This is a genomic window from Robiginitalea aurantiaca (assembly GCF_030380815.1).
Classification (GTDB): Bacteria; Bacteroidota; Bacteroidia; order Flavobacteriales; family Flavobacteriaceae; genus Robiginitalea; species Robiginitalea aurantiaca.
Genome location: NZ_JAUDUY010000001.1, coordinates 83835 through 104175, shown reverse-complemented (window position 1 = coordinate 104175; position 20341 = coordinate 83835). Strand labels below are relative to the sequence as shown.

Genomic DNA, 20341 nt, shown 5'->3' with positions numbered 1-20341 from the left:
ACAAAAATAAGTCATGACATACATAAACCTGTAGAACCCTGAGGTTTATTTTCAGTAGGTGTTCCGTTTACTGAAATCACGGTGCTCGCGCTTTTCGAGCTCCTCCCTGGAGAGGGATTTGAAGTATTCATAGGTCATCTTCATGCCTTCCTCCCTATCCACGGTTGGTTTCCAGTCCAATATCTCCCTCGCTTTAGAGATATCCGGCCTTCTTTGCAGGGGATCGTCCTGAGGCAAGGGTTTAAAGACAATTTTCTGGTCTGTACCCGTAAGTTTGATCACTTCCTCCGCAAATTCCAGGATTGAAATTTCTCCGGGGTTCCCAATATTAACGGGCAGGTTATAGTCTGAAAACAAAAGCCTGTAAATCCCCTCTATCTGATCATCAACATAGCAAAAGGAACGCGTCTGTTTTCCGTCGCCGAACACGGTAAGGTTTTCCCCGCGTAAAGCCTGACCCATAAAAGCAGGTATTACCCGTCCATCATTAAGGCGCATTCTCGGGCCATAGGTGTTGAAAATACGGGCAATCCGCGTATCCAGGCCGTGAAAACGATGATACGCCATGGTAATGGACTCCTGAAACCGCTTGGCCTCATCGTAGACGCCTCTGGGGCTAATCGTATTGACGTTTCCATAATAGTCCTCAGACTGCGGGTGTACCAAAGGGTCTCCGTATACCTCTGAGGTGCTTGCGATGAGAATCCGGGCTTGCTTCTCTTTGGCGAGACCCAGCAAATTATGGGTTCCGAGTGCTCCGACCTTCAGGGTTTGAATGGGTATTTTCAGGTAATCGATGGGGCTGGCCGGGGAGGCGAAATGAAGGATGTAATCCAGGGGCCCCGGGACATGCACAAATTTGGTGACATCGTGATGGTAGAACTCGAATTGTTCTAATTGAAAAAGGTGTTCAATGTTCTTAAGGTCCCCGGTGATCAGGTTGTCCATTGCGATAACCTGATGTCCTTCCTCAATAAAGCGATCGCAAAGATGCGATCCTAAAAACCCGGCGGCTCCGGTGATTAAAATCCGTTTCAAAACCTATGTATTAGTAGCGTGATTTCCCTCTTGACCCCTTCCGATAGAGTAATAACCGAATCCTTCTGAGCGTATTTCATCCGTATCATAAAGGTTTCTGCCATCAAAAATTACCGCATCCTGAAGTAATTCCTTCATTTTTGTAAAATCGGGGTTTCTGAAAACACCCCATTCCGTGCAGATTACCAAAGCATCGGCATTTTCAAGGGGTTGGTACATCCCATCTGCAAAGGCAATCCGATCGCCCATTTTGCGCTGGACATTCTCCATGGCTTCAGGGTCGAAGGCCGTAATTTCCGCACCCAGCGCCAGTAATTCTTCAATAATATAAAGGGCCGGAGCTTCCCTGATATCATCGGTTTCAGGCTTAAAGGCCAGACCCCAGACACCGATTTTTTTTCCTTTTAGGTCTCCTTGAAAATGCGCGAGGATCTTTGGGATCAAAATGGTCTTCTGTCTTTGATTGACATCGATGACAGACTGTAGAATCTTAAATTCATAGCCCGAATCCCTACCGGATTTATGAAGTGCCTTCACGTCTTTTGGAAAACAGGATCCTCCATATCCAATCCCGGGAAAGAGAAATCGTTTCCCAATTCGGGAATCTGTCCCTATCCCAATGCGGACCTTGTCTACATCGGCGCCCACTTTCTCACAAAAATTCGCGATCTCATTCATAAAAGTAATCTTTGTTGCAAGGAACGCATTGGCAGCGTACTTTGTGAGTTCGGCCGATTTTTCATCCATGACGATCACCGGGTTTCCGCTTCTTACAAAAGGTTTGTAGAGCTTTCCCATAAGTTCGGTTGCCCGATCAGAGCTGGATCCGATAATGATGCGTTCAGGCTTGAGAAAATCGTCTACCGCATACCCTTCCCTGAGAAATTCCGGATTGGATACGACGTCGAAATCATGTGAAGCGTGCTTCCCAATGGCCTCTTTAACTTTCTCGGAAGTACCCACAGGTACAGTGCTCTTATCGACAATTACGCGGTACCCTTTCAATAATTTTCCAATCTCCTCAGAAACCCCGAGAACATATTTTAAATCCGCAGACCCGTCTTCTTCCTCTGGGGTAGGCAAGGCGAGAAATACAATAACCCCGTGGTCCAGGCCTTCCTTAAGGGACGTTGTAAAGGTAAGCCGGCCGGCCTCGATATTCCGTTCAAAGAGCACATCGAGATGCGGTTCGTAAATAGGGACTTCTCCCGAGCGCATCCGCTTGACTTTTTCTTCGTCTATATCCACGCAGACCACTTCATTACCCGTTTCTGCCAAACAGGTACCCGTAACCAGGCCGACATATCCGGTACCGATAACCGATATTTTCATTTTTTTAATGTATTTCGGGGTTCAGCGCTTCAATATTACGCAGAACCCCATTGTTCTCCTATTATTACAACAAAACATTGCAGGTCAACCGCACTGTATTTCTCAATACGCCTTGTCATCCCCTTTAAAAACATTCAGAACGGTTTGAATAATTATTTTTATGTCGAGAAGGAAAGACCAGTTCTCGATATAAAATACATCGAATTTAGTCCGATTCTGAATGTCGCTCTCCCGTTCAATTTCGCCCCTGTATCCGCGTACCTGAGCAAGTCCTGTTATTCCGGGTTTAACAAAGTGGCGCACCATATACTTGTCAATTTTTTGGGCGAATTCATTTGTGTGTTTTATCATGTGGGGCCGGGGGCCAACTACCGACATATCTCCAAAAAGCACATTGTAGAACTGGGGCAGTTCATCGATGCTCGTTTTTCGGATAAAATTACCAATGGTAGTCACCCGCATGTCATTCTTTTTGGCCTGGAACTGATCGGCATTCTGATTCATCGCCATGGATCGGAATTTATAGCAATAAAATTCCCGGTTATCCAGGCCGGATCTTTTCTGGACAAAAAAGATTGGGCCCTTTGAATCCAGCCAAATTATAAGGCCCAACAAGGGGGTTAGCCAAATAAGTAACCCCAAAATGACGAGCAAACTAAATCCGATGTCAAAGGCGCGCTTGATAAACGCATTGATTGGATTGTGCAGTGGAATATCCCTTAAAGAAAGGATTGGAAGGTAATCGTAGTACTCTAATTTGAGCTTTTTAGAATAGATGTTCTTGTTGTCCGGGAGAAACTTGAGGGTCTTGAGGTTATTATCGGAAAAGTTGATAAAGGCAATTATTTCCTTGTTTTTTAGCTCAGAAATAGAGCAGTAGATTTCATCAATCTGGTTTGCCAGGATGTAATCAAAACAGGATTGAATATTAAACTCATTATTCGAGGGACAAAACTGTTTTTTGAATTCGTACCCAAATTCTGTCCGCTCCTTGAATACAGCAATCAATTGATCTGCCTTGCGATTCTGCCCGATAACCACAACAGTCCGCAAACTACTCTTCACCCGTTCCCGGTAACTCATCAACAGGTAGTAGTTCAGGAATTTAACTATGGAAACGGTAATGAATACCAGAACTGCATACTGGGCCAGAGCCAGCCTGCTCATGTTCGGTTGTTTGAAGAACCCTATAAAAGCATATAGGATAAGGAAGTAGAAAAAGAATTGCCTTACAATACGCTTTAATATATGAGTGACTTTGGAGTACCTGTAAACTACATAAAACTCGGTTTTAAAGGCAATAAACATCCATGCAAGACTGATGTAACTATGAAAAATAATTGCCTCCTCCAGATTGATGGGAAGGAAATAAGCCGTAAGGTTGATTATCAAAAGATCGATGACAAGTGCCATCGGGGTAATCAAATCCGAAATTTTACCTTGTGAAAATAACATCCCAATTCCTTATCATTGGCTCATTCGCTCTTTCAATACCAGCCAAATAAATTTAGTGTTTCCAATTAAATAGCGCTTCCACATTCGCCCGGGTTCCTGAAGGAACCGGTAGAACCATTCCAGACCGCTTTTCTGCATCCATATTGGGGCCCGCCTGACTTTACCGGATATTACGTCAAAACTTCCCCCTACTCCCATTATAAAATTTACCTTCTTAAGTAAATCCCTGTAACGGTATAGAAAATTCTCCTTTACAGGCGAACTGATCGCCACAAATAGTGCGTTTGCGCCGCTGTCTGCGATTTCTGTAGCGATTTGCATCTCATCTTCTTTCTTAAAATAGCCATTTCTGTATCCTGCAATAATTCCTTCCCCAAAACGCTCTTTGTAGTGATCCACGACCATGGACACAACTTCCTCGCTGGCTCCGAAAAAGTATATTTTATATCCTCTTTCCGCTGCTCTCCGGACCAGATTCTTCATAATATCAATCCCGGCGACCCGCTCTTTCAAAGGCTTGCCCAAAATCCGGGATGCCCAGACAACAGCCTGTCCATCTGCATTTATCAAGTCGCTGTTGTTTACACTTTCCCTTAGTTGTGCATCCGTCTGCATAGCCACTATCTTTCCCGCGTTGACCACCACATGATGAAGCTGGCGGTTTTCCGCAATAGCTGAATCTACAGCATCGAGGGTCTGCTCCATGGTGTAGTTGTCGATATTGGTGTTCAAAATATGAATCCTGTTCATTGGAAGGTTGAGTACTGATGTGTCTCCGCTGTTTTTTCAAGAAACCTCTGAAATTTTTTCAGGGAATATGATGAAAAAGCTTTAGGGTGTCCAAGAATTACAAAATTCCCTTGATTTGAGGTGTGTTTCACATAACGCTTAAGGGCTTTCTCCAGAAAACTGCTCTTATATCCATCCATAGAAACTACATCAATCGAAGTTCTGGTAAGTTTTTCAAAATATCCCTTGGACAACCTGATTGGCTGGCCATCCCCATAAGATTTATGGTCCGCTCCTCCAAAGAATTTTCTCCCTGCCAACTTCCAATAAAAAGAAGGAGGGACCTTGCATGCGCTAATTGGAATTTCCTTAAACTTTCCTTCGGTATCCGGATGGATTAAATCTTCTGAAAACCGATATTCTGTGGTGTAGGCCGGTACCGCACGAAAGTCAAATTGTTGATGGTCTGAAGTGTAAAATCCGCCAGGGAAAACACTGCTGTCCACAAAAATTTCCTGATTTTCCAAAGCTTTTCCAATAGGCGGAAAGGGTTGGGCACTCCAACCTCCCGCTCTATAGGCCACAGGAGCCCTCCCCGTAATCTCTTTCAGGACATCAGTATGGCTTTGCACAATATCCATTACGGATGAAGAACTAAAGGCCGAAAGCTTATACCTTTCGGTATTTATTTGCCATTGGCTGCCATCAAAAAAGGAATCCTCCCAATGTGGATGAACATGAAGCTCCACTCCATGACCTGACCTGGTCAACTGAATTAATTGCTCTTTAATTATCTCAAAGTCACGCTCGAGAATATCATATTCTTTTTTCTGACGCTTCAGGGCAAGCAGATAGCCCGAATCTACAAAGCAGGTAAATTTTATGTCAAAAGGCGCTACGATCTCCGACAACCTCCGGGTCGGATCGATCATACATTTCTCAGGGGTGCCGGTTTTGGATCCGAAAAACAGTTCGTAATCAAGGGTTATGTATATCTTCATCTACCTGATTGCTAGAAGTTACGGAACAAAGAAAAAGCGTCCCCAGGATAGCAAAATATTCAATTCCTTTTATCCTGACCATCATGGATTCTGTGAGGTTAGCCATAATAAAAGCAAAAAAGACAAAGCTAAACAATAAGTCCTTGCGAACTACGGCGAGGAAGAAAAGGTATGCCAGGGAAACCCCATAAACAAATCCTCCGATCACCCCCTGTGTGCTGAGGAATTCCAGAAATTGATTGTGGGCATTGTATTCTTCTGATGCCGCTATTTCAAAACCGTGCTTTATATAGCCTTCTTTCCTTAAAGGCCCAACCATTTGATAACCAACTCCGGTAACAGGATTTGCTTTAAAAATATCATAAGAGACTTCCCAGTGCTCTACCCTCCGGTCATTAAACGCTTTTCCTGCAGAAAAAAGCCTCGTTGTCAAATAATCACTTCCATAGTAAAATACCAAAAGACCCCCGAAAACTATCCCGAACAAAACACCGGCAATTTGCCATTTATTCTTTCGGACCCGTTGAAAAAGGATAAATATCAAAAGCAGGACCAGGATAACCAGGGCAGCCCTGCTTGCAAGCTGGAAGAGCGACACTATTAAAAAAGGAAGTACGATGCTTTTAAACGTATATGAGACGGTTTCCTCCTGGGCAAGAAAACAAATTGAAGTAAGGATAAAAAGCGATAAATACGTTGGATGCGTATCTGCTATTTCAGTGAACTGGTGCCCCAGATGCCGCCATCTGAAAAAATATGAAGCTGGCTCGTTCGATACCACCATGTCATAAATTACATTTGAATAACAGATCACAAGGGTAGTTATACACCCCCATACAAGGGATAAGAAAATATCCTTTTGATGCCTCCTAAATGTTTCCGGATCCGGAAGCATAACCAGTGGCAGGAGCAGGAAGGACCAGTATTTTTCTAAATATGAAAACCCTTCAAAAGAAAACTCCCTAAAGGCTCCAAATAGCGCTAAAAAAAAGAACCCTATTATTGGGAGGCCTCGCAGGAATAAGGCATTCCCCTTTTTATATCTTCTGTTGAGTAGATTGTCGAGAAATCCCACCAAAACGAATGCCCCCAGCAAGACATTGTTAACCTTCATGTACATTGGCAGGGTGAAAATCACCAAATACAAAAGCCACAACTTTAGAGCGTTCATCGCTTTCATACCTTGTATCCGTTTATAATCATCAATGGCCAAACACCAATATAATAAGCTATTTGTTTCCACCTGGGAAGCCGGGTGCGCCACTGTTCTTCAGGATTAATCCTGATTTGACGTTCTGACTTCATGCGATTTCCCCCAATAATGTGCGGCATACTGAATTCAGCCGGTAGCGTATCCCCAGCTGTATCCGATTCATTCAAATGATTCAATATTTTCTCAACCACATTTTCAGGATTTCTTACGAAATCCTCATACCTAACCTTGAGAACATTGGCAAAAAGCCTGCTGACGACTTCGCCGAAAGCATTTATCAGACCGTAATAGACCAGGGTGGCTAAGGGTCCTTTCGGAGTCTGAACGTTTTTTCCAAAGGATTCCACAACTCCTCTTACATCTCTGACAACATAAATTCCTTTGATATTTAATTCCCCGTTTCTGTTTAGAAGCAGGAATCGACTGATATATTTTGAAGAATCGAGCAGCCATTTCTTTTTTGTGGCTTTACTGCAAGCCCTAAGAATTTCTGTTTGGAGTTTGTCGTATCTTTTTTTTGATTTCTGACCCAAAAGATAACCGGGTATTCTGCTATGGGCTTCGGCCTTATTGAGCTCATCCTTATAATCTTGGGTCTTCAGAAGATCTGGACTCATGTCTTTTATAGCAAGGCTCCAAAATTCACACTTATCCAATGATCTGCCGCATGAACAGCGTTTGTTTTCTCCTAAATATTCCGGGAACTGATGCATTTCTCCAAGGGTATGAATGTTCTTGTGAGCATGTAATACAGCAGAAAGCAGGGTTGTCCCGCTTCTTCCAGCTCCTAAAAGATAAATCATTTCAACCATTAAAATTCCCGTTTTGAAAGTCCTTACATTATCCCCGGTCGGATTCTCAAACAATCGAATGCATATTGCTTGAAGGCCTAATCTGCTGCAGGTTCCTTTCTGTACTTCAATACTTTAGCAGGAACTCCCCCGGCTACTGCATATTCAGGAATGTCCCCCGTTACAACGGCTCCTGCTGCCAGAACGGCGTGATTGCCAATACGACATCCCGCTGTAATTACCACGTTGGCACCTATCCAGACATCATTCCCAATATAGGTATGGAAATAATCCTTGCCCTGCTCTTGAATGGGTATATCCAGACGATCAAATTTGTGATTTCGGGAATAAATTTTCACATCAGGGCCCATAATAACGTTAGAACCAATACTAACGTTGGATTGTACCATGCAGCGCGTGCCCAGTTCAGAATAATCTCCCATCGAGGAATTAGGAGCTATTTCAGCCCCGCTTTTTACACGGGGCCTTTTCCCGCAGGATCGTAAATATGAACGTACCAGAAAACTTCGAACCCTGGGAAAGAACAAAGCATAAGGACGATAATCTTCAGGGGTGTGCCTGAATAAAATGAGGTAGACGGCATATAAAATTCGCTTCATTTGGCTAATTTTCTATAGGCATTGAGGAGTTGCGAACAAACATTCTGTAAAGAGAGTTCCCGAAAAGATTTCAGTGCTCCTTTTGACAATTTGCTGTATTCGGAGTCGGAAAGATCTTTTAGAGCCCCTAATTTCTCTGCAACAGCTGCCACATCGCCCAGTGGGGTTGTATATCCATTAACACCTGGGTTTACCTGTTCTAAAAACTGAGGTATGTCAGATGTCAGGACCGGGATGCCACAATACATTGCTTCAATAGTAGCCGTTGGAAAGCCTTCATTTCTGGACATTAGAACAAAGAAACGGGCCTGGTTTAGCAATCTGCTTATTTCAGGCTGGGTTAGATTCTGTTTTATTGATATGGGATAGGACTTCGCCAAATCCTGAAGCTCTTCAATATATTCTCCCGAACCACAAAAACAGAACGTAACATCATCCCTGTCCAATTGTCGAATTGCCTGAATCAAGAGATCAATACCTTTTCGGTGTATAAAGGATCCTATCCATACAAAATCGTAACATTTTTCTACATTTTCTTCGGGTCTGAATATTCTGTCATCCACACCTACCGGAAGGACCATGCCTGTTTCAAGATGTAATTTAGCCTGAACCATTGAGGCGAGAGTTTTCCCTACGGGTATTGCGAAATCGACTGATTCCGCGAGTTTCTTTAAATGCTTTTTGTTCTTTTCAGTAACCGCCACCGTAATGTCCTTTCCGTGAAAGGTGACCACAGCCGTGGCGTTGGGATGAATCTTCTTATAAATCCAAACCAAATAGATCAGGGGGTAAAAAAAATGCAGATGAATAAGATCGTACTTTCTGAAGATAAAGGGGATAAAAAGAAAGAATGCCCGTATGTATTTTAGAATTGTACCCAACTTTCCCGTGAACCTCCTGGGCATATAGAAAATATCAACCTGCTCATCCTTCCGCATTTGGTTTCCAATCTCTTCGAATTGGTTTTTTACAAAGATACCTGCATAGGGTTTTTCTTTGCTTGGATACATGTTGGATAAAAGAAGTATCCTCATTGACTGATGGGTTTAGGTATTTCTCTATAGCAATCCCTGTGGAGAAGTTATGGTTTTTTTATTCTGAGAAACACTAAATATTACAAATACGGGGATGCTGATTAAAATATAAATGTTATTGGTCAGGGTAGGATTCGTTACAGAATAGAAAAAAAAGGCGACAAAAAGTGCCTTGGTCATCGTTTGCTGCCGGGCAGGGAACAAAGTCTTCAAGTACCTGTACAGATAATAAAACATCAGCCCATAAAGGACAATTCCAATAATCCCGTACTCTCCCAGAACAGATGCAACGCTACTGTCATATATGCCTCTTTTTTCAATGAAGAAGAGCCTGTCGGCAACTCCAAAATCTTCATATACTTTGCTCCCATCTGATAATAGAGAGCCAAATGAAGCGGCCCCTGTACCTATTGGAAAATAAAAATAAGAAATCTGGACTGCCATATTGATCATAATACCACGAATGTAATAGCTGTCCAGAGAAAAACTTCCCTGAAGGTTTATCAGTGTAATTTCCAGGATGTCTGAGAACAACAATAGCATCACCACTGAAAATGCAATCAAGAATAGAAATGACATGAAAATTTTGACATTTTTAAGGATGAATTCCCAATAAAATGCCGCGAAAAAAATAAACACCCCGATAATTGCCGTCCTGGAATCTGTAAGAGCTATGACAAAAAGGCTGCCAACGACCAATCCCCATTGTTTTGCTGAGATGAATGAACCAGATGTCCTGGCTTTACTCAACAGCGTCCCTATATACAATGCCATCAGAAAAGCCAAATGATTTGGATTCAGGAAACCCCCGTAACGCAAAGCCACAGAGGGGCGATTGTACACGGGCATATCAAAAAGGAGGTTAAAATTGCTGCCAAAAATAACATTGAGAACCAGCCCTATGATTGCCAGCAGCAGGACATTCCTGAAAAACCGTTCAATTACCTCAATACGATCCCTGAAAACCATTAAAAAAGTAAGGGTTAGCAGAAAAAATTTCAGGTTTACCAGACTTTGGATAAGAATATCAATCCAATCCCTGTTCAATCCAAAACTAAGGCTAATTACAACCGAATAGATAAAGAAACCTGCTACTAAAAGAAAGATTACATGAATCTTTTTTGAGAGCAGCATTATTAAGGAAATCAGAATTACGCCAATAACTAAAATGACCTCATCTATATAGCCTATTGCGCTTGTTTTGAGGATGCCAGAAATCGGTTTATTAAAAATGCTGAGGTACCCCATGAAAATCAGAAGGCTGCTTAAATAATTATTATACCTCAGCTTGAGCATTACGCGTGTTTTAAATAAACATATTACATCGCTCTACAAGTGATTCACGGATTTTTAGGTGGGTTTCTGGATTCTTGGGAGGCCTGTCCAGATCAATCTCATTTATTCTGTAGAAATTAATTCCCTTTAAGTGTGGAGCAGTATCATCGAACTCTTCATCCACAAGCACGTTCATATGGTTGATGACACCATCCAATCGCCTGAACTCCTGAAGGTTTGATAGTTTGCCTCCAAAAGCAAAAAGCACCGGTGTCCCCAGGGCCAAACACGGTAATGCAATATGGATTCGCGAGGTTATGACAAGTTTTGCCCCGGCCAATTTTCGGAGTATGTTCTCTGCATGGGCGAACCTCTGAGACTCTGAAGTTTTTGCGTCGTAATAACACGTTAAATGCTCAATCTGGTGCGTATTGTCCTCGGCACCCAAGGTGTTTAAATACTCCTGGACCGGAGAACTTTTCTTGAATTTCCCTGTTAGGACGTCTTTGACAAAAAGTAACTTATTGCGTTTTGCACGAAGCACTGCGTCGTCCTTAAACAGCACATCTACCAGAAGAATTTTGTCGCTTTTCTCTGGAGGATTTGCAAATAGCCGGCCATCGTAATTCAAAGTTGTTGTAAGGCATCCGCTGTAAAATGCATCAATCCCGACCTCTTTCATTCGTTTCATGCTGTCATAGTCTCGGCAACCTATCGGTTGGTGAGCTATGAAATACGAAACAATTGCCTTGTTATTGAGCATTTGCTCCGCAACTGTCTTATTCAAATGGAAGGATACGAAAAGGGGCACGATGCTATTAGAAGGCGGCCAATTTTTAGGACGATGTGTAAACCAGCCATTCATAATTATTTTCAAGGGGTCTCCCTTGTACAAATTGAGCTCGTCCCTTTCTATGAGCACATCCACCTGAGGAAGAAATTGCCGTGCAGCAATGCTTTGTATGTAATCTCCGATATTAATTTTATTAAATCGGGAAGTTTTGTAAGTAAACAGACCGTATTTCATATGTAGTAAGAAAGTATGATTGCAAAAACAAATAATAATAACAAGAAAGGAATGTAAATGCTTAAATGCAATTTCAACCTTGCTTTTGTGTCCAGATAACGATACAAGAATACTGTTCCAAACCCTATCGCCATGGATGTTGAGGTGCCAATTAAACCAAAGTTTTTAGTGAGCACTATTGAACAAATAATGGCAATAAATGCCCCAATCAGGGTGGAGATGAAAATCTTCCTTGTCGTCTGCCATTTCAGATAGAATGCCCCAAAATATGCCGAAATACTGGACAAAACTGCCGCCAGGATTAAGAAGGGAACATATTTCCAAACGATGAAATAGGTTTCCTCTACTACCAGGTGCAAAAGGGGTTTCATCACAATCGTCAGAACGATAGCCAGCGTCAGCAATGTAAGGGTAAGACGATTGAATATTTTTGAATTATAGAGGCTTTCCTCCTGATCACTGGCGATCAATTGGTCTTGCCAGGCCAAATTAAATACGCGGTTCAACAAGTAAATCACAGAAGATATTTTATAGGCGACAGCATAGATTCCGTTGAACTCTAAACCGAGTATGGCAATGATGATATAAGTGTTGGCTGAACCCACGAGCCACCAGCTCAGGGTGTTGGGTATCAAAGGGGTAGAATAGTTCAATATCGGCTTAAGTTCAACAACCTGAGGCATTTGCTTAAAATCGAGATACCTTCTCATCCCCGACGAGAAAATCAAATATGTAAAAGAAAGGAGGTTTGCGACAATAAAAGCGATAAAAACACCCTTCAAACCTAATTTCAGAACGATCAGGGTAAGCGCCAGAATAAGGATAAATACAAGACTGTATAGAATATCTCCTGCTACGTATTGAACGTTCTTTTTCAACCCGCGGACGATTTGCTTTGTGGATTGGTTAATCCCGAAAAAAAATGCCATCAAGAATATAAGTCCCCCAAATCGGAGCGGGAAAATCCATGAAATCGCAGCTACCAGGATCGCCAATATTACCAGAGAGCTCATGGTAATAAAATTAAACCCTCCGGCGATAATTCCTTTTTTCCTGACTTCATCATCCAGGGGAAGGATGACGCGGTAGATGCCATCGGCATATTGGAGGGTTGCTAAAGGAATCACAAGAAATATGGTGTTAACGACAACGTCATAAAAACCTAAATCCTCCTTTAACAAATAGAAAGTGAGAATTGGATAAATGGCGAAGTTTATGGCCCGTGAACCCAGGCTTCCAAAGGAATAAAGCAAAATATTCTTTGAAAGTGGGTTTGCACTACCGTACTTCTTCAGGTTATCAATTCCTCTTTTAAACATCAGAATGCGCGATGATCCAATTCAGCAGTGGGAAGGCCGATATAACCCAGCCCCATCATGACAACCTCAGGTGATTTCATCCGCGTGGTCTTTTAAGATATGTCCTAGGATCCGTTCACATGCTTTTCCGTCTCCATATGGGTTATGGCGGTGACCCATAGATTCGTATAGCGTATCGTCCTCTAGTAATTTAGTTGTTTCTGTCACAATCAAATCGGCATCCGTTCCCACCAATAGTACCGTCCCGGCCTTTACGGCCTCGGGTCTTTCAGTGGTTTCGCGCATTACCAGTACAGGTTTGCCCAGGCTTGGAGCTTCTTCCTGCACCCCGCCGCTATCAGTTAGGACTATATGGCTTCTGGACATAAGCCAAATAAAGGCTGGATAGGCCAAGGGGGGGATCAAATGGATGTTTTCGATGCCTCCCAGGAGTTCATAGACCGGCCCTTTGACTTTTGGGTTTAAATGGACCGGGTATACGATTTGAAGGTCCGGGTACTTTTCTGCCAATCCGCGGAGAGCCTTGCAAATCGAAATAAAACCCTCTCCGTGATTTTCCCTTCTATGGCCGGTTACCAGAAGTATTCGCCTGTCCAGATCCAAACGTTCTTTAAGGGCTTCGATCTCATCATCGGTGAATCCCTCCGAATTGACTTTTAACTGACTGAACTGCAGGGCATCTATCACTGTGTTTCCGGTAATCACAATGCTTTCGGCAGGCTTGTTCTCACGAAGGAGATTGTCGCAGGAGGTTTGCGTCGGTGCACAATGGATATCAGCAATAACACCTGCTACACTCCTGTTGATTTCCTCCGGGAATGGCGCGTGCTTATTAAAGGTCCTCAGGCCTGCTTCTACATGGCAGATTTTTGCCCCGGAATAGAAAGCCGCAATGGAAGAAGCCATGGTCGTTGTTGTATCCCCATGAACATAAACATAATCCGGTTGAAAATCGGAAAGGACAGGCTCCAGCTCTGTTATTATGGCTGCGGTCAGGCCGTGCAATGTCTGATTGGGTTTCATCAGGTCCAGGTCATAATCAGGGCTGATGTCAAAAAAATCCAGGACCTGGTCCAACATTTCCCTGTGCTGAGCGGTTACGCACACCCGGGTTTTGAAAATATCGGGGTTTTTCCTGAATTCGTGGACAAGGGGTGCCATTTTAATAGCTTCCGGACGGGTCCCAAAAATGATCAGATTTTTTATGGCCATATGCTGCTGTTGGCTAGTGAAGCAGTATGCTGTTTGTCGGTCTGACCGCAAAAGTACGATAATTCTCAGCCTTCTGAAGCTTCTCATAAGGCGCTAATCCTTCTTGCTCCAGAATCCAACCCGCAAACTCAAACCAGGTCATGGGAGTGGCATCAGTGAAGTGGGAAATCCCGTAAGACGTGCTTCCGGAAGTGATCAGTTCCAGGATATGACGGGAAAGATTTGTGGCATCCGTCGGGCATCCCCTTTGAGAATCAATGATGTTCAGATTTTCGCTCTTTCGGGCCTTATCGCGAACCGTCAGGTAAAAGTTTGGCCCATATTTCCGGGAATAGAGCCAGGATGTCCGAATGATAAAGTACCTCTGTAGGACGTCTGTTATCTCTTGCTCGCCCTGGAGTTTTGTTCTTCCATATTCGTTAATCGGATTCGGAACGTCTGAAGGAGTATATCCTCCGGGTTTCAGTCCGTCGAAAACGTAGTCTGTGGATATATGGATCAGGGTCGTATCGGATTTCTTACAGGCGTCCACCAGATGCTGAACACCCTTAACATTTACAGCATATGCCCCTTCGGGGTTTTTTTCTGCCAGATCTACCTGCGTAAAGGCCGCACAATTGATGCAATAGTCCGGATTATATTTGAAAAACGATTCTTCCACGACATCTTTACGGGTAATATCAAGCTCTGTCCGGTTCAGGAATTCAAATTCCAATTCCGGGAAATCACCCTCGAGGTCCCTTAGGCTCTTCCCCAATTGTCCGCTGGCCCCCGTTACCAGTACTCGCTTTTTATGACTGCCTGTTGTCATTAATCCGTTCTCTGTCCTGCCACTAGTCGATTATTCTTTGAGGAAGCCCGGTGGCCAGACTGTCCTGGATTTTAAATGTCGTAAGGGTTGTATCATAGATCGATTCAAACGGGATGGGCGAAACATCTCCGGTCTCGAGTGCCTTTAGAAATGCTGCTACCTCCTGTCTGTGGCCCTTGCCCGATAATTTCAATTTAATCTTTCGGTTGTTCCTGTGAAGTGACCCGCTTCTAAAGTCGTTGATAACAGCAGTAACACCTCCACCATAAATCTCGATATGTTCTTTCGGGATCGATTTATCTCCATTTGCCAGATAGATGAGATTCCCAACAGACCCGTTCTCGTACTTCAGAATAACTGATATATTATCATCTGACTGCATTTCTGCATTACTTGTATCGATACTGGATGCATAGACCTGAACCGGTCGTGAATTCGTGAAAAACTGGATCAAATCCACAAAATGGCACATCTCGCCTATGATCCTTCCTCCTCCTACTTCTTTGATTTGCGTCCAATGCTCCTTCGGAATAAATCCCGCGTTTACCCTGATATTTACAACCAACGGCTCATTTAGCCCCTCAAATTCCTTTCGGATCTCCGTGGCAAGCGTCGAGAATCGCCTGTTAAACCCAACCATGAGGATAGCGTCGGAATGCTGATACGCCTCGCGGACTAAATCGAGTTCCTCTGTATTCATTGCGAGGGGCTTTTCCACAAAAACATGCTTGTTCCGATGAAGTCCTTCAATGGCATACTTTGCATGACTACTATGTGGTGTGGCTATGAATACCGTATTGATCCTTTCTGCATCCAGCACATCGGCAGCGCTTGTAGAGGCAAATGAGAATCCGAATTTGTCCGCTGCGTTTTTAGCTGTTATGCCCTTTGTAGTCACAACTGTGTCCAGATTATACTTTTTGGCATCAATATTCGGTATAAGATAGCTCTGGGCAAAACTGCCCGCTCCGATAAAACCGATAGAGGACTTCCCTGCCACTGCATTGGTGCTGTTAATCGAAATCCTTGATGCTTTTTCACCATCAAGCCCAGGGTATTTTAACAAGATTCCAATATGGGGTTCTTTGGTATTTCCAAGTACAATATCATAGGCCTTCAAAGCCTCAGAAATATCAAATACATGAGTGACAAGTGGATCGAGGTTCAGCGCCTTTTTTGCAAGCAGTCCCAGAAAGGCCTCCATATTCCGCTGTTCAGTCCATCTCACATAGGCATAAGGATAATCCATCCCCCGCTCCTCGTAATTGACATCATAACGCCCGGGGCCATAGGAACAGGACATTTTAAGATCCAATTCCTTTCGGTAGAAGTGAGGATCACGAGGTACGTTCATCTTTACCGCCCCTACCATTACTACTTTACCTTTTTTGGCCGCTATTTCTGCCGCCAGTTCAATAGGGTCATTAGTAGGTGCTGCTGCAGTAATGATAACACTGTCAAATCCGTGTCCGTTCGTAAAGTTCGAAATGGCTGCCATTAGGTTTGGGGCATTCCGGACAGCTGCTTCGGAGGCGCCCAGTTGCTTTGCTAGCGTCACCAAATTATCTGAGAGATCAATCCCAAAAACATTGCATCCATTTGCCTTCAGCAACTGGGAAGTTAATTGTCCGAGAAGTCCCAGGCCAATTACGCATATGTTTTCACCCAATCTCGGGTTGGCCTGCCTTACTCCCTGCAATGCAATGGCTCCCAGAGTTGTAAACGCAGCCGCTTCAAAGGGTACCTCATCCGGAATTTTAGCCACAAGGTTCTGAGGGATGGCAACCACTTCTGCATGTGAGGCATAGTCTGCGCCGGCACATGCAACGCGGTCTCCTGGTTTAAAGGCTCCATTGGTGTCATTAGAAGCCAGAACTATTCCGGCGGTACTATATCCGAGCGGCTTTAAGGCATCCAGCTTGGTCCTGACTTTTTCGTAGGTCGCCCTGAGCCCTTCCTTCTTGACATTCTGAAGTACCTGGGCCACAAGATCGGGACGCTGCCTCGCCTTACCTACCAGGTTGGCCTTGGCCACCTTGACAGTGCTTCGTTCCGTGCCGGCGCTAATTAGCGAGAACTCATTGGCGACGAGCACCATACCCTCCGAAATAGATGGAGGTGGCACCTCGTCGAGATATAGTTTCCCCGTCTTGAAGTTCTGAATAACTTGTTTCATAAAATTTCTTCATTAAATCGCGGCAGGGCGAGATCTTTTTCGGACAGAATCATCTTCTCTTCCTCGATCTGCCAGTCTATCTTAAGATCCGGGTCATTGTAAATGATCCCTCTTTCGGATTCAGGATTGTAGAAGGCATCGCATTTATAAGAAAATATGGTGTTGTCCTCCAGGGCCAGGAAACCGTGTGCCAGCCCTTTTGGTATAAAAATGGTTTTTCGGTTACGGGCAGAAAGCTCAGTGGAAAAATATTCTCCAAAAGTCGGGCTGTCCTTGCGGATATCGACGACAACATCGAGGACGCGTCCCGAAATTACCCTGGCGAGCTTGGCTTGCGCATGGGCTCCTGTTTGATAATGCAGTCCTCTCAGGACGAACTTCTTTGAGATCGATTGATTGTCCTGAACAAAATGTAACGGCTCCCCTAAAATAGCCAGAAATTCACGATGGTTATAAGTCTCCATAAACTCCCCCCTGTTGTCCCTGTACGACTCCGGGACAAACAAAAAGCAGCCTGCTATTGGAGCTTTGTGGATTTTCAAACCTTTTGATGAATTTAAATGCAACTCCCCTAAAGTAGTTCTTTTGATTTTCGATTTAAAAAACGAATAAATGACCCTGCCAAAAAGAGCCCCAGGAGCAGTAAGGGGAAGAAAACGATGTTCTTCTTAAATAAGGGTTTGTCAATTTTATGCGGTTTCCCAAAATTCAAAATATTTACCGGTCTGTCATTCATTTCCAATTCCATCCTTCTGATATCGGAATCTGCCAGAAGTTCGGTTTTTAATTCCAACAAGGCTGCCGCATTCATGCCTGTCAGATTCTCCATCACAATTTGTCCCTCTGATCCCGAATTGGTCTTATTGAGTTTGTCAGTGAACGCTTGTAGAAGTAGGTCAATTTGATTGATCAGGCTGTCATTAGACATCAGGCTCATCTTGTTGTTTTGTCGTTGGACTTCAACGAGGTTGTCGTAATAAGGATTGGAATTTATATACTCTAAAGTCTTTTTTGCAAATTTCTCACCTGCTACAGGATCTTTAAAATAAAATGTAATTCGTTGGTCAATCATCGCCTCATTGCGCAATTCAGATTCCAGCATCTCATTAACCGCCTCTGAGTTCTGAAATTCCATAAGGGCAGAAATAATATCATTTTCTGTATCAAGCAATCCCCTGCCTTCCGAAATCAAGGGGGTTATCTCGATTTCAAGGCCAGGTAAATCCTCAGCTTTAAAGCCAAGATTGCCAAAAAACAAACTGTCTTTCCCTTTAATGTCGGATTGGATTTCGGTCAACACGTCATATAAATAGGTTCGTGTGTCAAACGAAAAATTAATATCATCCTTGCTGGGTCTGACTAAAACATCGAGTTTGTGTTTTTCATCGACCAGCTGGTTTATCGTGAATCCTGCTATGGCGCCAATAACAGTCAATCCAACAAACCAGACAAAATTCCGCTTGACGTATTGATAAAAGGTCAATATCCCAATAAACATGGAATGGAACACTTTGTAGATCAGGTTAAAAAAATGACCTAAATCAATTTCATCGGGTGCGGCTTTATCTGCTGGGTCTGGTGTAGCCATGGTTATTTTGAATTAAAAATTTGTAGTAAGATTTTATCTGTTATCAGGTAGGTTGGTTTAACTCCCGTTTTTCCAAGGCCCCCTGAAGCCAGGGTATGGCCCGATTTTAAAGGGTTATCAGACGCGTAATAGGCATATCTGATCTTTACGTCCTGACGAATACTCTTTCTGATCTGCGATGCAGACTGAATTGCTTTTTGATAATGAACTCCTTCCATCTCCAGGCCTATTACATTCCAGGTGGATTCGTGGAAAAAGGACAGAATGTCGCGGTTTTGTAGCGAAGTGCCGAGAACCGTAACCATAGTCCCTTCATAAACCGAAAGACCATTTCCTTCAAAATCCGCTTTCGAGAGCTCATTTTTAAACGGGTAATTATCGGCTGTTCCTTCAAAAATATGCGCAGAGGGAATCATCAGGTCTCCCTTTTCACCAACCAGTATCCCGGCTTTCCCCATTACCGATATCGACCGGACATCCAGGAATTGCGGCATGTCATTTGCCTTGTAAGGTTTTAGCAGCTCGTCAATACATTCATAAGCCTGTTCTCCAAAAGCGTAATCCATTACCAGAATTACGGGCTTCTCAGATACTGGAACCTCCGGGATTTCATAGCAACAGGCATCCTTTGTCAAGCGGGCCAAATCAAAAATCTGAACATCGATATTGGCACCTGAGGTGTCGTCGATCAAGAACATTCCGTTCTTGCGGGCCATGGCCAGGATTTTGTCCTGTAATTTCCCGTTATCCTCGCTGCTAAGGGCCTCAAAAATATCGAGGTTACCTGCTTTTGGGAACTCCCTTTTCAAAGCCTTTGCGGCAAACAGCGTGTTCAGTACACTGTGCATGTTGGAACTGATTATGTGCAAAGGACGTTCCATGAGCCCATGCTTATCCAGGGCAGCCTTGATCGCATTGGCCCAGCGTTCCCCATGGATATGATGGCCGAGACCTTCCCGTAGCAAGGCGCTGAAAGTGATGGTACGCTTATTCCCTGTGGTTTCCTCATCGATAGCCTGTTTGCCGAGCCAATAGATGATTTTAAGGAATCGTTCGGGGTCTTTTTTAGTCGCGAACTTGTCGTAAACCGATTTGATCTCCACAAAGGAGCGACCCAGTATATTAGCCGTATGGGTAATGGCAATTTCTCTTTCGGATAAGGTCAGTTTGTCCTTTTTATAGGCGGCTTCGAGTTTCTCCCAGTCTCGTATTGTATTTCCGGAGTCCCCAATGAGTACCCTTTCGCCTATTTTGCCTGATTCAATAAAGAGGAAGGTTAAATGGGTGAGGATGTCGTAAATATCCGAGCGCCCGCGGGTTATTTCAATGTTCATCTGTTCCCTGTCAATCCGGTAACAGTTTCTGCGGCGCTTTGGTGGAACTATGGGCTCAAAATGGGAATCCCTATAGCCCTCATCTGCGGTGAGGTTGATGTATTTGCACTGTTCAATACCCTCTGGCAGTCGTTCCAGGACATAAATCAGTCCGTCCAGTTCTGCCTTGCTTTCCGCAATTGTTCCGTAGATTTCAGGTCGAAGTTGTAACAGCGCATTGCGCAATGTTTCCCCGGAAACACCCATCGGTTTGTAGAAGCCCCTGTTAAAGAGGTGGCGCATGGTAATGTACATGCGCTCAATAGCATTTGTCGATTCCTGGGCTCTGGTTGCTTCCATGAAAACAGATGTACCGCAAAAATACGTTTTAATTTGAGTTTAGCGAA

General features: G+C 43.7%; 18 protein-coding genes. All 18 read right to left on the bottom strand.

The annotated features are described in order from the left end of the window. Nucleotides 1–51 precede the first annotated feature (51 nt). The gene (locus QU605_RS00390; RefSeq protein WP_289723276.1) at nt 52–1038 is read right to left on the bottom strand and encodes a UDP-glucuronic acid decarboxylase family protein; all 987 of its coding nucleotides are present in this window, start codon (nt 1036–1038) and stop codon (nt 52–54) included. Nucleotides 1039–1041: 3 nt separating this feature from the next. Beyond that, on the bottom strand, nt 1042–2370 hold the full coding sequence (locus QU605_RS00385; protein WP_289723275.1) for a UDP-glucose dehydrogenase family protein: 1329 nt from the start codon (nt 2368–2370) through the stop codon (nt 1042–1044). A gap of 102 nt (nt 2371–2472) precedes the next feature. After that, nucleotides 2473–3825 (bottom strand): exopolysaccharide biosynthesis polyprenyl glycosylphosphotransferase, encoded by a 1353-nt coding sequence (locus QU605_RS00380; protein ID WP_289723274.1) that lies wholly within the window; start codon nt 3823–3825, stop codon nt 2473–2475. Between the two features lie 12 nt (nt 3826–3837). Continuing rightward, the gene (locus tag QU605_RS00375; protein WP_289723273.1) at nt 3838–4575 is read right to left on the bottom strand and encodes a WecB/TagA/CpsF family glycosyltransferase; all 738 of its coding nucleotides are present in this window, start codon (nt 4573–4575) and stop codon (nt 3838–3840) included. Next, the gene (locus QU605_RS00370) at nt 4572–5555 is read right to left on the bottom strand and encodes a polysaccharide deacetylase family protein (protein WP_289723272.1); all 984 of its coding nucleotides are present in this window, start codon (nt 5553–5555) and stop codon (nt 4572–4574) included. Before QU605_RS00370 ends, QU605_RS00375 begins: the two co-directional genes overlap by 4 nt. Continuing rightward, nucleotides 5533–6726 (bottom strand): O-antigen ligase family protein, encoded by a 1194-nt coding sequence (locus tag QU605_RS00365; protein WP_289723271.1) that lies wholly within the window; start codon nt 6724–6726, stop codon nt 5533–5535. Before QU605_RS00365 ends, QU605_RS00370 begins: the two co-directional genes overlap by 23 nt. A gap of 5 nt (nt 6727–6731) precedes the next feature. Next, the gene (locus QU605_RS00360) at nt 6732–7580 is read right to left on the bottom strand and encodes a sulfotransferase (RefSeq protein WP_289723270.1); all 849 of its coding nucleotides are present in this window, start codon (nt 7578–7580) and stop codon (nt 6732–6734) included. A 77-nt stretch (nt 7581–7657) separates the two neighbouring features. Continuing rightward, complete coding sequence (locus tag QU605_RS00355) at nt 7658–8179, bottom strand: acyltransferase (RefSeq protein ID WP_289723269.1); 522 nt, start codon at nt 8177–8179, stop codon at nt 7658–7660. Continuing rightward, entirely contained in the window at nt 8176–9213 is a 1038-nt protein-coding gene (locus QU605_RS00350) for a glycosyltransferase family 4 protein (protein ID WP_289723268.1), read from the bottom strand. Before QU605_RS00350 ends, QU605_RS00355 begins: the two co-directional genes overlap by 4 nt. 24 nt (nt 9214–9237) lie before the next feature. Next, nucleotides 9238–10509 carry an O-antigen ligase family protein gene (locus tag QU605_RS00345; protein ID WP_289723267.1) on the bottom strand — a complete coding sequence of 424 codons (1272 nt, stop codon included), beginning with the start codon at nt 10507–10509 and terminating at the stop codon, nt 9238–9240. Nucleotides 10510–10519: 10 nt separating this feature from the next. Beyond that, nucleotides 10520–11515: a polysaccharide pyruvyl transferase family protein gene (locus QU605_RS00340; RefSeq protein WP_353655865.1), complete on the bottom strand. Its 996-nt coding sequence runs from the start codon at nt 11513–11515 to the stop codon at nt 10520–10522. Continuing rightward, nucleotides 11512–12834 (bottom strand): lipopolysaccharide biosynthesis protein, encoded by a 1323-nt coding sequence (locus QU605_RS00335; protein WP_289723266.1) that lies wholly within the window; start codon nt 12832–12834, stop codon nt 11512–11514. The genes QU605_RS00340 and QU605_RS00335 overlap by 4 nt, the downstream gene beginning before the upstream one ends. 66 nt (nt 12835–12900) lie before the next feature. Next, nucleotides 12901–14046 (bottom strand): non-hydrolyzing UDP-N-acetylglucosamine 2-epimerase, encoded by a 1146-nt coding sequence (gene wecB / locus QU605_RS00330; RefSeq protein ID WP_289723265.1) that lies wholly within the window; start codon nt 14044–14046, stop codon nt 12901–12903. A 13-nt stretch (nt 14047–14059) separates the two neighbouring features. Further along, complete coding sequence (rfbD, locus tag QU605_RS00325; protein ID WP_289723264.1) at nt 14060–14857, bottom strand: dTDP-4-dehydrorhamnose reductase; 798 nt, start codon at nt 14855–14857, stop codon at nt 14060–14062. Nucleotides 14858–14879: 22 nt separating this feature from the next. Further along, on the bottom strand, nt 14880–17033 hold the full coding sequence (locus QU605_RS00320) for a bi-domain-containing oxidoreductase (protein ID WP_289723263.1): 2154 nt from the start codon (nt 17031–17033) through the stop codon (nt 14880–14882). Continuing rightward, nucleotides 17030–17575 carry a dTDP-4-dehydrorhamnose 3,5-epimerase gene (gene rfbC / locus QU605_RS00315; RefSeq protein WP_289723262.1) on the bottom strand — a complete coding sequence of 182 codons (546 nt, stop codon included), beginning with the start codon at nt 17573–17575 and terminating at the stop codon, nt 17030–17032. Before rfbC ends, QU605_RS00320 begins: the two co-directional genes overlap by 4 nt. 29 nt (nt 17576–17604) lie before the next feature. Continuing rightward, nucleotides 17605–18621 (bottom strand): hypothetical protein, encoded by a 1017-nt coding sequence (locus QU605_RS00310; RefSeq protein ID WP_289723261.1) that lies wholly within the window; start codon nt 18619–18621, stop codon nt 17605–17607. 2 nt (nt 18622–18623) lie between these two features. Then, nucleotides 18624–20294 carry a DUF6909 family protein gene (locus QU605_RS00305; RefSeq protein WP_289723260.1) on the bottom strand — a complete coding sequence of 557 codons (1671 nt, stop codon included), beginning with the start codon at nt 20292–20294 and terminating at the stop codon, nt 18624–18626. Nucleotides 20295–20341: the final 47 nt, after the last annotated feature.

Excerpts from the sequence above, each read along its gene's own strand:
- QU605_RS00320 (WP_289723263.1), bottom strand. The coding sequence starts at position 17,033 with ATGAAACAAGTTATTCAGAACTTCAAGACGGGGAAACTATATCTCGAC.
- QU605_RS00380 (WP_289723274.1), bottom strand. The coding sequence starts at position 3,825 with ATGTTATTTTCACAAGGTAAAATTTCGGATTTGATTACCCCGATGGCA.
- QU605_RS00370 (WP_289723272.1), bottom strand. The coding sequence starts at position 5,555 with ATGAAGATATACATAACCCTTGATTACGAACTGTTTTTCGGATCCAAA.
- QU605_RS00350 (WP_289723268.1), bottom strand. The coding sequence starts at position 9,213 with ATGAGGATACTTCTTTTATCCAACATGTATCCAAGCAAAGAAAAACCC.
- wecB (WP_289723265.1), bottom strand. The coding sequence starts at position 14,046 with ATGGCCATAAAAAATCTGATCATTTTTGGGACCCGTCCGGAAGCTATT.
- QU605_RS00375 (WP_289723273.1), bottom strand. The coding sequence starts at position 4,575 with ATGAACAGGATTCATATTTTGAACACCAATATCGACAACTACACCATG.
- QU605_RS00385 (WP_289723275.1), bottom strand. The coding sequence starts at position 2,370 with ATGAAAATATCGGTTATCGGTACCGGATATGTCGGCCTGGTTACGGGT.
- QU605_RS00360 (WP_289723270.1), bottom strand. The coding sequence starts at position 7,580 with ATGGTTGAAATGATTTATCTTTTAGGAGCTGGAAGAAGCGGGACAACC.
- QU605_RS00305 (WP_289723260.1), bottom strand. The coding sequence starts at position 20,294 with ATGGAAGCAACCAGAGCCCAGGAATCGACAAATGCTATTGAGCGCATG.
- rfbD (WP_289723264.1), bottom strand. The coding sequence starts at position 14,857 with ATGACAACAGGCAGTCATAAAAAGCGAGTACTGGTAACGGGGGCCAGC.
- QU605_RS00365 (WP_289723271.1), bottom strand. The coding sequence starts at position 6,726 with ATGAACGCTCTAAAGTTGTGGCTTTTGTATTTGGTGATTTTCACCCTG.
- QU605_RS00340 (WP_353655865.1), bottom strand. The coding sequence starts at position 11,515 with ATGAAATACGGTCTGTTTACTTACAAAACTTCCCGATTTAATAAAATT.
- QU605_RS00310 (WP_289723261.1), bottom strand. The coding sequence starts at position 18,621 with ATGGCTACACCAGACCCAGCAGATAAAGCCGCACCCGATGAAATTGAT.
- QU605_RS00335 (WP_289723266.1), bottom strand. The coding sequence starts at position 12,834 with ATGTTTAAAAGAGGAATTGATAACCTGAAGAAGTACGGTAGTGCAAAC.
- QU605_RS00345 (WP_289723267.1), bottom strand. The coding sequence starts at position 10,509 with ATGCTCAAGCTGAGGTATAATAATTATTTAAGCAGCCTTCTGATTTTC.
- QU605_RS00355 (WP_289723269.1), bottom strand. The coding sequence starts at position 8,179 with ATGAAGCGAATTTTATATGCCGTCTACCTCATTTTATTCAGGCACACC.